10 protein-coding genes are annotated in these 12,096 nt (G+C 63.0%); 2 read left to right on the forward strand and 8 right to left on the reverse strand.

What is annotated here, in order from left to right:
* Window positions 1–20 precede the first annotated feature (20 nt).
* The 5 genes from FBY10_RS12700 to FBY10_RS12720 form a co-directional block, all read right to left on the reverse strand.
* Window positions 21–1,823, reverse strand: coding sequence for an ABC transporter ATP-binding protein (locus FBY10_RS12700; protein ID WP_131700401.1), 1,803 nt, complete (start codon window positions 1,821–1,823; stop codon window positions 21–23).
* Complete coding sequence (locus tag FBY10_RS12705) at window positions 1,816–2,418, reverse strand: DsbA family protein (protein WP_178116745.1); 603 nt, start codon at window positions 2,416–2,418, stop codon at window positions 1,816–1,818. Before FBY10_RS12705 ends, FBY10_RS12700 begins: the two co-directional genes overlap by 8 nt.
* Before the next feature lie 36 nt (window positions 2,419–2,454).
* The gene (locus FBY10_RS12710) at window positions 2,455–3,396 is read right to left on the reverse strand and encodes a rhodanese-related sulfurtransferase (RefSeq protein ID WP_131700399.1); all 942 of its coding nucleotides are present in this window, start codon (window positions 3,394–3,396) and stop codon (window positions 2,455–2,457) included.
* Between the two features lie 118 nt (window positions 3,397–3,514).
* Window positions 3,515–3,811: a BolA family transcriptional regulator gene (locus tag FBY10_RS12715; RefSeq protein WP_131700398.1), complete on the reverse strand. Its 297-nt coding sequence runs from the start codon at window positions 3,809–3,811 to the stop codon at window positions 3,515–3,517.
* A gap of 6 nt (window positions 3,812–3,817) precedes the next feature.
* Window positions 3,818–4,336: a DUF2059 domain-containing protein gene (locus FBY10_RS12720; RefSeq protein WP_003236690.1), complete on the reverse strand. Its 519-nt coding sequence runs from the start codon at window positions 4,334–4,336 to the stop codon at window positions 3,818–3,820.
* Window positions 4,337–4,527: 191 nt separating this feature from the next.
* Between FBY10_RS12720 and FBY10_RS12725 the strand changes: the two genes are divergently transcribed.
* A complete protein-coding gene (locus tag FBY10_RS12725) occupies window positions 4,528–5,910 on the forward strand; it encodes a class II fumarate hydratase (protein ID WP_145336465.1) in 1,383 nt (460 codons plus the stop codon).
* On the opposite strand, the gene FBY10_RS12730 is transcribed toward FBY10_RS12725, so the two are convergent.
* From FBY10_RS12730 to pap, 3 genes are all read right to left on the reverse strand, one after another.
* Window positions 5,907–6,863 (reverse strand): DMT family transporter, encoded by a 957-nt coding sequence (locus tag FBY10_RS12730; protein ID WP_131700396.1) that lies wholly within the window; start codon window positions 6,861–6,863, stop codon window positions 5,907–5,909. The genes FBY10_RS12725 and FBY10_RS12730 overlap by 4 nt on opposite strands.
* 115 nt (window positions 6,864–6,978) lie before the next feature.
* A complete protein-coding gene (locus tag FBY10_RS12735) occupies window positions 6,979–8,163 on the reverse strand; it encodes a thiolase family protein (protein WP_145336467.1) in 1,185 nt (394 codons plus the stop codon).
* Between the two features lie 282 nt (window positions 8,164–8,445).
* Window positions 8,446–9,960 carry a polyphosphate:AMP phosphotransferase gene (gene pap, locus FBY10_RS12740; protein ID WP_145336469.1) on the reverse strand — a complete coding sequence of 505 codons (1,515 nt, stop codon included), beginning with the start codon at window positions 9,958–9,960 and terminating at the stop codon, window positions 8,446–8,448.
* 141 nt (window positions 9,961–10,101) lie between these two features.
* Here pap and mnmC point away from each other — a divergent pair, with 141 nt between their 5' ends.
* Window positions 10,102–12,096: a bifunctional tRNA (5-methylaminomethyl-2-thiouridine)(34)-methyltransferase MnmD/FAD-dependent 5-carboxymethylaminomethyl-2-thiouridine(34) oxidoreductase MnmC gene (gene mnmC, locus FBY10_RS12745; protein ID WP_145336471.1), complete on the forward strand. Its 1,995-nt coding sequence runs from the start codon at window positions 10,102–10,104 to the stop codon at window positions 12,094–12,096.

The following is a 12,096-nucleotide window of genomic DNA, read 5'->3' on the forward strand; positions in this document are numbered from 1 at the left end:
ATAGCACAGCCTAGGCTAAATCAACGTACTTGCTGCAAGTGCCCATAGAGTTTGGCGTAAAGACCGCCATCGGCGATCAATTGCTGATGATCGCCATCCTCGGCAATATGACCGCCGTCAAACACTAACACTCGATCAGCTTGTTTTACCGCCGACAGACGGTGGGCGATGATCAGTGTAGTACGCCCACTGAGGAACCGTGCCAGCGCCTGGTGCAGGTTGTATTCGGTGGCGGCGTCCAGAGCGGACGTGGCCTCGTCGAGTATCACCACCTTGGGTTCGGCCAGGACCATGCGCGCAATCGCCAGGCGCTGACGCTGGCCGCCGGAAAAGCGCACGCCGGAACGCCCCACCACACTGTCCAAGCCCTGGGGCAATGCCTTGACTGTAGCCTCCAGCTGGGCGATTTCCAGCGCCTGCCAGCAAGCCTGGTCACTGCGCTCACGGCCCATGGTCAGGTTGGCGCGCACGGTGTCGTTGAACAGCGCCGGGTGTTGCAGCACCACCGCGACGTGCTCGCGAATGGTCTCCAGGCCAATCTCCTGCTGGGTGGCACCGCCAAAACGGATACTGCCCGCCTGCGGTGTGTAGAGCCCGAGCAACAGTTGCACCAGGGTGCTTTTGCCACCGCCGCTGGCGCCGACAATCGCCACCTTCTCACCGGGCGCGATGACCAGGTTCAACTGGTCGAGTACCAGGTCTTCGCCGTAGCCGAAGTCCAGGCCGCGCACTTCGATGCCCACGGTTTCGCGCCCGGTGAACGGGTCTGCACCGCCGGCGTACTGCGGCTCATCGGCGCGCGCCAGCAGCTCGTTGATCCGTGTCAGCGCCCCGCCCGCCGCGTAGTAGGCGTATTGCAGGTTCAGCAGTTGCTCCACCGGGCCGATCATGAACCACAGGTAACTGAACACCGCGAGCATCTGGCCGATGGACAGGTCGGAAAACAGCACGGTGAGCATCGCCGCCGCACGGAAGATGTCGATACCAAACTGGAACAACAGCCCGCTGGCGCGACTGGAAGCGTCGGTTTTCCATTGCGAATGAATGGCGTAGTCACGCACTTCCTGGGCTCGCTGGCCGAGGCGCCCGAGGAAAAAGCCCTGGCGGTTGCCGGCGCGCACTTCCTGGATGGCATCCAGGGTTTCGGTCAGGGCCTGGGTAAAGCGCGAGGTACTGTCGTTCTCCAGCTTCTTCAGATGCTTGACGCGCTTGCCCAACTGCACCGTGGCGTAGATCACCAACGGGTTGAACAGCAGGATCAGCAACGCAAGTTGCCAATGCATCCACACCAGGATCGCCGAGGTGCCCACCAGGGTCAGCATGGCCACCAGGAAGCGGCTGAGGGTTTCGCCGACGAATTTGTCCAGCGTGTCCAGGTCGGTGACCAGGTGCGTGGTGACCGTACCGCTGCCCAGGCTTTCGTATTCGCCGAGGGAGATGCGCTTGAGTCGCTCGATCAAACGCACGCGGATGCGATACACAATGTCCTTGGCCAAACGCGCAAACAGTCGCGCCTGCACCACGTTAAACAGCAGTGCGCCACACCGCAGGGCCAGGGTGATCAGCAGCATCAGGCCGATATAACCGGCGGCTTTCTGCCAGACCAGGGGCAATGCGTGGTTCATCACCTTGAGCGCGGCATCGCCATGGCCCAGCAGCACTTCGTCCACCAGCAACGGCAACAGCAAGGGGATCGGCACGCTGCATAGCGTCGCCAGCACGGCGACGCCATTGGCGATCCACAGGGATTTCTTGTGACGCAGGGCCAGGCGGCGAATTTCCGCCCAGGTCAGTCGGTCGGTGCGTGGTGATTGGTCATGCACAGGTTGCTCGCTCCAGCCATCGACCCAACAACGGTGACAGCTCGGACAGCGGCTGATAGCCGTTAGTCAGCAACGCCAACTGGCCGTTACGCTCGGCGAGCAAGGTCGGAAAGCCAGCGATACCCAGGTCCTGGACCCAGGTGAAGTCAGCGGCCGTCGCGGCATGCTGCTCGGCACGGTCGAATTCGCCGGCAAACTCGATGCGCGGGATGCCCGCCTCCTCCGCCAACTCCACCAGCACGCTGGCGAGGGTTACGTCGCGGCCCTCGACATAAAACGCGCGCTGGATCAGGCCCAGCAGTTTCCACGCACAATCCGGCGCCAGGCTGCGCGCGGTGACAATGGCACGGCACGCAGGCTCGGTGTCGTAGACAAAACCGTCGGGCAACGCGCCGTCGCGCTTGAACGGCTGGCCGGTGGCGTCGGTGACCGCCTGCCAGTGCTCGAGGATATAGCGCCGCGTGGTCGGTTCCAGTGCCGCGCCGCTGCCGGTGCGAAGGCCGCCCACCACCAGGTGCACGTCCACGCCGGCCGCCTGGGCCTGCTCAACCAGCGCCTGCGCCACCGGGGCAAACCCCCAGCACCAGGAACACATCGGATCCATTACATAGAGCAGGCGCGCGGACATGGGTCAGGCCTCGGAAGGGGTTTGCTTATAGTTGAAGCCAATCGGGTGCGGCATATTGCGGGCCTTGGCCAGCTCAATCTGCTTTTGCCGGTCGATCGCGCTGCGGCGGGTTTTCTCTGGCAGCTTATCCCAGCAATGGGGGCAGCTGATGCCAGCTACATAGTGTTCGGATGCGCGGTCTTCGACGCTCACCGGTGTGCGGCAGGCATGACATTGATCGTAGTCGCCTTCGCTCAGGTCGTGGCGCACAGTGACGCGATTGTCGAACACAAAGCAGTCGCCCTGCCATTTGGTTTCTGCCTGCGGCACCTCTTCGAGGTACTTCAGGATCCCGCCCTTGAGGTGGTAGACCTCATCGAAACCTTCGCTGAGCATGTAGCTCGACGCCTTCTCGCAACGAATGCCACCGGTGCAGAACATGGCGACCTTCTTGTGCTTGGCCGGGTCGAAGTTGGCTTTGATATAGTCGGGAAATTCGCGAAAACTGGTGGTTTTCGGGTCGATTGCGCCTTCAAAGGTGCCAATCGACACTTCGTAGTCGTTGCGGGTGTCGATCAACAGCACTTCGGGGTCGCTGATCAGCGCATTCCAGTCCTGCGGGTCGACATAGGTGCCGACTTTCTTGTTCGGGTCGACGCCTTCGACGCCCAGGGTCACGATCTCTTTCTTGAGCTTGACCTTGGTGCGGTAGAACGGCTGCTCATCGCAGTACGACTCTTTGTGGTCGATGTCGTCCATGCGCGGGTCATTCTTCAGCCAGGCCATCAGGCCATCAATGCCTTCGCGGCTGCCGGAAACGGTGCCGTTGATGCCTTCTTCGGCGATCAGCAAGGTGCCTTTGATGCCGTTGTCGACCATTGCCTGCAGCAATGGCTCGCGCAGGGCGACGTAATCTTCGAGGGTGACGAACTTATACAGTGCCGCCACGACAATCGGTTGAGTCATGGGTGTTCTCTCCAGGTGGCTACCCTCGTAAGGGGTGAACCGGATGCAAAAAAAACGCGCCGGCTAAGCGGCGCGTTGCGGATTCTAGCAAATGCAGGGTTTTAGAAACACCCGCGTATCAGCTATGCCCGCCGGCGCAGGTCGGCGAGGCCGGGGCTGCGTCGATTTTGGCCCATTCATCGGGCGTGTAGGTATGCAGCGCCAGCGCATGAAATTCGCTCATCAGGTCACCCAGGGTGGCGTAGACCTTCTGGTGGCGCTTGACGCGATTAAGCCCCTCGAACTGCTGGCTGACCAGCACGGCCTTGAAGTGGGTCTGCAGCCCACGGCTGTGCATATGGCTTTCATCCAGCACGCTCAAGTGGTCCGGGTCCAGGGCGGCGAGCGCCGTTTCGATACGCTGTTGCATGGTCATTCCTGCTTACTTCTTCTTGGCCGGTGCAGCGGCTTTTGGCGTCAGCTCGTTGGTCATGTCTTCCAACAGTTTGTTCACCACCGGCACAGCACTTTCCAGCTTGGCCTGGGTCATCTGGGCCGATTGCTGGGTCAGCTGCGGCATTTTCTCCAGGACTTTCTTGCCCAGTGGCGACTGGTAGAAAGCAACCAGGTCCTTGAGCTCGGATTCACTGAAGTTGGTGGTGTAGAGCTTGACCATGTCCGGTTTCAGCTTCGGCCAGCCGATGGCCTGGTCCAGGGCGGCGTTGGCCTTGGCCTGGTAGCTGTCCAGTACGGACTGCTTGGCGGCAGGCGCCTTGGTCTGTTCGAAACGCTGGGCGAACATTTGCTGCACTTGCATGTACACCGGGGTACCCAGCTTGTCGGCATGGGCCAGGGTAAGGAAGGCTTCGGCACTGGCGTTGTGGCTGGCGGTATCGGCAAAAACCTGGCCGCTGGCGCAAACCAGAGCAACCGCGGTACAGATGGCACGAAGACGAGTCATCGAGTTTCCTTTCTAGCAGGCGAGGTAAGACCCCAAGGGCGCCCATTCTGCGCCTAAAAAACGCTGCGGCTCAACCCCGAGCCTTACCGGGCGCGGATTGCCGTGAATGAATCCGATGAAAAGTCTTTTAGGGAACCCCCCAGGCTGATCAGGGCCTAAACTGCGCAAACGAACCTGAAGGAGTGTGCCCGATGAGCCGTATCGAAACCGACAGCCTGGGAGAAGTGGAAGTCCCGGATGACGCTTACTGGGGCGCCCAGACCCAACGTTCGCTGGTGAATTTCGCCATCGGCGAGCAGCGCATGCCCCTGGCGGTACTGCACGCGCTGGCCCTGATCAAGAAGGCCGCCGCCCGGGTCAACGACCGCAACGGCGACCTGCCCGCCGACATCGCCCGCCTGATCGAACAGGCCGCCGACGAAGTGCTCGATGGCCAACATGATGACCAGTTCCCCCTGGTCGTCTGGCAAACCGGCAGCGGCACCCAGAGCAACATGAACGCCAACGAGGTCATTGCCGGCCGTGCCAACGAGCTGTCGGGCAAGCCCCGTGGCGGCAAAAGCCCGGTGCACCCCAACGATCATGTGAACCGCTCCCAAAGCTCCAACGACTGCTTCCCTACGGCCATGAGCATTGCGGCGGTGCAAGCGGTGCACCAGCAGTTGTTGCCGGCGATCAATACGCTGTCCGGCGGACTCGCGGAATTGTCGGCACGCCATGCAAAGCTGGTGAAGACGGGCCGCACCCACATGATGGACGCCACGCCGATCACCTTCGGCCAGGAAATCTCGGCGTTTATCGCCCAACTCGATTACGCCGAACGCGCGATCCGCAGCGCCCTGCCCCAGGTGTGCGAGCTGGCCCAGGGCGGTACGGCGGTGGGCACCGGGCTCAATGCGCCCCATGGCTTCAGCGAGGCGATTGCCTCGGAATTGGCAGCCTTATCGGGCCTGCCCTTCGTCACCGCGCCGAACAAATTCGCCGCGCTGGCCGGCCATGAACCGATAGTGACCTTGCACGGCGCCCTGAAAACCCTGGCCGTGGCCCTGATGAAAATCGCCAACGACCTGCGTCTGCTGGGCTCCGGCCCGCGGGCCGGCCTTGCGGAGGTAAAACTGCCGGCCAACGAGCCGGGCAGCTCGATCATGCCCGGCAAGGTCAACCCGACCCAGTGCGAAGCGCTGTCGATGCTGGCCTGCCAGGTACTGGGCAATGACGTGACCATCGGCATCGCGGCGAGCCAAGGGCATTTGCAGTTGAACGTGTACAAGCCGGTGATCATCCACAACCTGCTGGAATCGATCCGCCTGCTGGCCGATGGCTGCAATAACTTCCAGGAGCACTGCATCGCCGGCCTCGAACCCGACGCCGGGAAAATGGCCGAGCACCTGGAGCGCGGGCTGATGCTGGTCACGGCGCTCAACCCGCACATCGGCTATGACAAGTCGGCAGAGATCGCCAAGAAGGCCTACGCCGAAGGTTTGACCCTTCGGGAAGCAGCGCTGGACCTGGGCTACCTCACCGACGCAGAGTTCGACCAGTGGGTACGCCCGGAAAACATGCTGGGCGCCTAAGACGCCATTCGTAGACGCCGGGCCTTGAGCCCGGCGAGCAACGACGGCGCCAGCGCGACCGCCGCCGACCCCACGACCACCACCAACGCGCCGAAATAGCCCAAGGCATTGATCTCTTCGGCCTGTACATAGTGGGGCCACAACCACGCCGCCAACGCCACCGCGACAAAGGTCACCAACGGCGTCAGTGCCAGGGTTGCACTCACCCGCGAGGCTTCCCAGTGGGCCAGTGCTTCGGCAAATGCGCCGTAGGCCACCAGTGTGTTCATGCAGCACGCCAGCAATAGCCAGCCTTGCAGCGGACTCAGGTCCAAAGCCTCCAGCGGATGCGCCCACGGCGTCAGCAGCACGGCGCAAGACAGATAGATCACCATCATCACCTGCAGCGAATTCCAGACGGTCAGCAACTGCTTCTGGCCCAGGGCATAGAACACCCAGATCGAAGTGGCGAGCAGGATCGTCAGCACACCGGCGGTATAAGCGCCGAGGGACGTCAGCAACTCCTCCAGGCGTTGGTTGAAGAACAGACCGAAGCCGACGATCAGCACCACCAGGCCCACGCTCTGCCCGACGCTGAAACGTTCCTTGAACACAAACACGCTGGCAATCATCAGGAAGATCGGCCCCATCTGCACCACCAGTTGCGCAGTACCGGGGCTGAGCACTTTCAGGCCCACCAGGTACAACACGTAGTTGCCCACAAGGCCGCACACCGCCATCGCCACCAGCCAGCCGCCCTTGGGGCCGAGCACTTTACGACTGGGCAGGCGCTTGGTCGCGGCGAGGTACACGAACAGGCAACTGCCGGCGACCACCATGCGAAACCAGGTGACGGTGATCGGGTCCATCACCTGCAAGACTTGCTTGAGTTTGATCGGCAGAATGCCCCAGAGCAGCGCGGTCAGCAGGGTCAGGAAAAAACCGTAGACCCAGCGGCCGGAAGAGATGTGCATGAGCGCCCCAGAAAATGCCAGAGGTGGAGGAGCGGCCATTCTAGGGGCAAGTGGACGAATTGGGATATGGCGCTGCTTACCTATGGGAGGGGGCACGTCCCCTCCCACATTTAACTTAGCGCACGGCTTCGAACAGCCCCGTGGCGCCCATGCCGCCGCCCACGCACATGGTGACGATGCCATAACGCAAATTACGCCGCTGCAGCTCACGCACCAGATGCCCTACCTGGCGCGAGCCGGTCATGCCAAACGGGTGGCCGATGGAAATCGAGCCGCCGTTGACGTTGTACCTGGCGTTGTCGATTTCCAGGCGATTGCGCGCATACAGGCACTGCGAAGCAAATGCCTCGTTGAGTTCCCACAGGTCGATGTCCGCCACCTGCAAGCCCCGCACCTTGAGCAGCTTGGGCACCGAGAACACCGGGCCGATGCCCATCTCATCCGGCTCGCAACCGGCCACGGTGAAACCGCGGAAGAACGCCTTGGGCTTGAGCCCCAGCGCCAGGGCTTTCTCCAGGCTCATCACCAGCGTCATGGAGGCGCCGTCGGAGAGCTGCGACGAGTTACCCGCCGTCACCGAGCCGTCCTCGGCAAACACCGGCTTCAATCCAGACAGGCTGGCCAACGTGGTGTCCGGGCGATTGCAGTCATCGCGATCAACGACGCCGTCGAGGATTTGTACGGCGCCAGTGTGCTTGTCCTCGACCTTGTACTTGACCGCCATCGGCACGATTTCATCATCAAACAAGCCATCCGCCTGAGCCTGAGCCGCGCGCTGCTGGCTTTGCAGGGCATAAAGGTCCTGCTCTTCGCGGCTGACGTTATAGCGGCGGGCGACGATTTCGGCGGTCTGGCCCATGGGGAAGTAGATGCCCGGCACCTGTTCCTTGAGCAATGGGTTGATCAGGTTATCGGTGTTGACGCTTTTCATGGTCAGGCTGATGGACTCGACGCCGCCGGCAACGATGATCTCGCTGCAGCCCGACGCGATCTGGTTGGCCGCAATCGCAATCGCCTGCAAACCCGACGAGCAGAACCGGTTGAGGGTCATGCCCGCGGTGCCAGTGCCCAATTGTGAAAGGACCGCCACATTGCGCCCGATGTTGTAGCCCTGGGCGCCTTCGTTGGAACCGGCACCGACGATGCAATCCTCGACACTGGCCGGGTCGATGCCGTTGCGGGTCAACAGCGCGTTGACGCAATGGGCCGCCATGTCATCCGGGCGAGTCTGGTTGAACTTGCCGCGAAAGGATTTGGCCAGGCCGGTTCGCACGCTGTCGACGATCACTACTTCACGCATGGGCTACCTCGATCTTGTCGTTGTGGGGAGATGGATCGAGGATAGATCCAGGCCTGCCCCACCGCGACGATCATTCACCCGGCGTATACAAAAACATGGTGACGAACATAAACCTGTGGCGAGCAGGCTTGCCCTGCGTTGGGGCGCGAAGCGGCCCTGCCCCAGGCGCCGCGTTCTTTCAGGCAGACCTTATTGGCTGGTTTTGGGGCCGCTTCGCAGCCCAACGCGGGGCAAGCCCGCTCGCCACAGAGGCCTGCATCCTGGACAACACCAGGCAAGTGGTTATTTCTTTTTCTTCTTGTCGTGCTTGTCAGCCTTGGCGAAGGCTTCCTCCAAGGCCAGGTTGATGGTGCGCAACACCTTGACCCGCGCCCAGCGCTTGTCATTGGCTTCCACCAGCGTCCACGGCGAGACCTCGGTGCTGGTGCGGTCGACCATATCGCCCACAGCGGCGCGGTAGTCGTCCCATTTGTCGCGGTTGCGCCAGTCGTCTTCGGTGATCTTGAAGCGCTTGAAGGGAATTTCCTCACGGGCCTGGAAACGTTCAAGTTGGGTCTGCTTGTCGATGGCCAGCCAGAACTTGACCACGATCACACCCGCGTCACGCAATTGCTCTTCAAAGTCATTGATCTCGCCATAGGCGCGCATCCAGTCGGCCGGCGTGCAGAAGCCCTCGATGCGCTCCACCAGTACGCGGCCGTACCACGAGCGGTCGAACACGGTGAACTTGCCCCGCGCCGGGATCTTCTGCCAGAACCGCCACAGGTACGGCTGGGCGCGCTCATCCTCGGTCGGCGCGGCAATCGGCACGATGTGGTACTGGCGCGGGTCGAGCGCGGCCGCCACCCGCCGGATCGCCCCGCCCTTGCCGGCCGCATCGTTTCCTTCAAAGACCGTCACCAGCGCGTGCTTGCGCATGCGCTTGTCGCGCATCAGGCCAGAGAAGCGCGCCTGCTCGGTAATCAGTTGTTCTTCGTAGTCGTCCTTGTCCAGGCTCAGGGTCATGTCGAGGCTGTTGAGCAAGCTCATTTGGTCCACGGACGACGGCAACGGTGCCGGGTTCATGCCGCTGGCCTTGCCCTTGGGCAGCTTCAGGGCATTCTGCAGGCCTTCGAGCAGGATCTTGCCCACCGTGAGGCTGCGGTAGTTGGCGTCGACGCCTTCGATCACATGCCAGGGTGCGTAATCGCGGCTGGTACGGCGCAGGATGCGCTCGCCGAAATGCACGAACTTGTCGTAGGTCTCGGACTGCTGCCAGTCCAGCGGGCTGATGCGCCAGCTGTGCAGCGGGTCGTCGGCCAGGGCCTTGAGCCGGGCCTTCATTTGCTTCTTGGACAGGTGGAACCAGAACTTGAAGATCAGCGCGCCTTCATCGCAGAACATCTTCTCCAGGCGCTCGGCACCGGCGATGGCCTGGTCGAGCCGCGCGTCCTTGATCTCGCCGTGGACCCGGCCCTGCAGCATCTGGCTGTACCAGTTGCCGAAAAAGATACCCATGCGGCCTTTGGCAGGCAGTTGGCGCCAATAGCGCCAGGCCGGTGGGCGCGCCAGTTCTTCGTCGGTCTGCTGGTCGAAGGTACGCACCTCGATCAGGCGCGGGTCCATCCATTCATTCAGCAGTTTGACCGTCTCACCTTTACCGGCGCCTTCGACGCCATTGATCAGGATGATCACCGGGAAGCGCTTTTGCTGTTGCAGTTCGTACTGCACCTCCAGCAAGGCTTCGCGCAGGGCCGGCACTTCGGCGTCGTAGGTGTCTTTGTCGATGGCGTGACCGATTTCGGCAGATTCGAACATGGGCGGCTCCGTTCCAGAATTCAGCAAGACTAGCGGATTGGGCAGCGCGGCGTGCCAGGAAATTCCACTGCCGCTTGCCATGGATCAATGACGCGCCTGTTGATCGGCTAGAATGGCCGCCTTGCCTTTACCGAGCCGCCCATGAATCCCGTAACCCACGCCCAGCTCGACTGGGATGACCAAGGTCGCCCGCACTCGCGGGTGTTCGATGACGTGTACTTCTCTGACCAATCGGGCCTGGAAGAAACCCGCTACGTGTTCCTCCAACAGAACCGTTTGCAGGAACGCTTCGCCGCACTACCGGCGGTCGGGCGTCTGGTGATTGGCGAAACCGGCTTCGGCACCGGCCTGAATTTTCTCTGCGCCTGGCAGTTGTTCGAGCAACACGCAGTGGCCGGCGCGCGCCTGCATTTTGTCAGCGTGGAAAAGTACCCGCTGAGCCCCGTCGACCTGCAACGCGCCCTCGCCCTCTGGCCGGAGCTGGCGCCGTTCGCCGAGCAACTGCTAGCGCAATACATCGCCATCCACCAAGGCTTCCAGCGCCTGGTGCTGGATAACGGCCGCGTCACCCTCACGCTGCTGATCGGCGATGCCCTGGAGCAACTGCCGCAACTGGATGCGCAGATCGACGCGTGGTTTCTCGACGGTTTCGCCCCGGCGAAAAACCCCGAGATGTGGACCGCCGAACTGTTCGCTGAATTGGCACGCCTGGCAGCGCCGGGCTCGACCATCAGCACCTTCACCAGCACCGGCTGGGTACGGCGCCTGATCAATGCCGCCGGCTTCAAGATGAAGCGCACGCCGGGCATCGGCCACAAGTGGGAAATCCTGCGCGGGGAGTTTCTCGGCTGGCCGGCCGAGACCCCGGCACCGGCCGCCGCCAAGCCCTGGTTCGCGCGCCCGCCCGCACACAACGGCGAGCGCCACGCCTTGGTGATCGGCGGCGGCCTGGCCGGCTGCGCCAGCGCGGCCAGCCTGGCGGCGCGGGGTTGGCAAGTCAGCCTGCTGGAGCGCCATGACGGCCTGGCCCAGGAAGCCTCGGGCAACCCGCAGGGCGTTTTGTACCTCAAGCTGTCCGCCCATGGCACGGCCTTGTCGCAGATGATTGTGAGCGGGTTCGGGCATACCCGGCGCCTGCTCGAGCACCTGCAACGCGGCGTGGATTGGGACGGGTGTGGCGTGCTGCAACTGGGGTTCAATGCCAAGGAGGCCGAACGCCAGGCGAAACTGGCCGAGGCGTTCGCTCCAGCGTTGCTGCAGTTGCTGGACCGCGACCAGGCCCAGATTCGCGCCGGGGTGGGCCTGGAGCATGGTGGGTTGTTTTTCCCCGAGGGCGGCTGGGTGCATCCGCCCGCCCTGTGCCAGTGGCAGGCAAGCCAGCCAGGCATCGAGGTGCACGCCCACCATGATGTGCTGGAACTGCGCAAAGTCGGCGCTCAATGGCAGGCCTGGGACGGTGATCGCCTGCTGGCCAGCGCCCCCGTGGTGGTGCTGGCCGGCGCGGCCGAGGTCAAGCGCTTTGCCGCCAGCGCCGAGCTCCCCCTCAAGCGCATCCGCGGGCAGATCACCCGCTTGCCCCAGACCGCCGACAGCCAGGCCCTGGCCACCGTGGTGTGTGCCGAAGGCTATGTGGCGCCGGCTCGGCTGGGCGAGCACACACTGGGGGCCAGCTTTGATTTCAACAACGATGACCTCACCCCCACCGCCGCCGAACACGCTGGAAACCTTGAGCTACTGCAAGAGATTTCCCCGGACCTGGCACAGCGCCTGCACGCCGCCGACCTTGCCGCAGACACGCTGGAAGGCCGCGCCGCATTTCGCTGCACCAGCCCGGACTACTTGCCGATTGTCGGGCCGCTGGCCGACACCCTGGCGTTCGCCCAGGCCTACGACGCGCTACGCAAAGATGCCCGCCACACGCCACAGGCCACCTGCCCGTGGCTGGACGGCCTGTACGTCAACAGCGGCCACGGCTCGCGAGGCCTGATCACCGCGCCGCTGTCCGGCGAGTTGCTGGCGGCGTGGCTGGATAACGAACCGCTGCCTCTGCCCCGCAGCGTCGCCGAGGCCTGCCACCCGAATCGCTTTGCGGTGCGCGCGTTGGTTCGCAGCAACGTTGCAAAAACGGCCCCGTAG

It is taken from the genome of Pseudomonas sp. SJZ103 (assembly GCF_007828335.1).
Lineage (GTDB): Bacteria > Pseudomonadota > Gammaproteobacteria > Pseudomonadales > Pseudomonadaceae > Aquipseudomonas.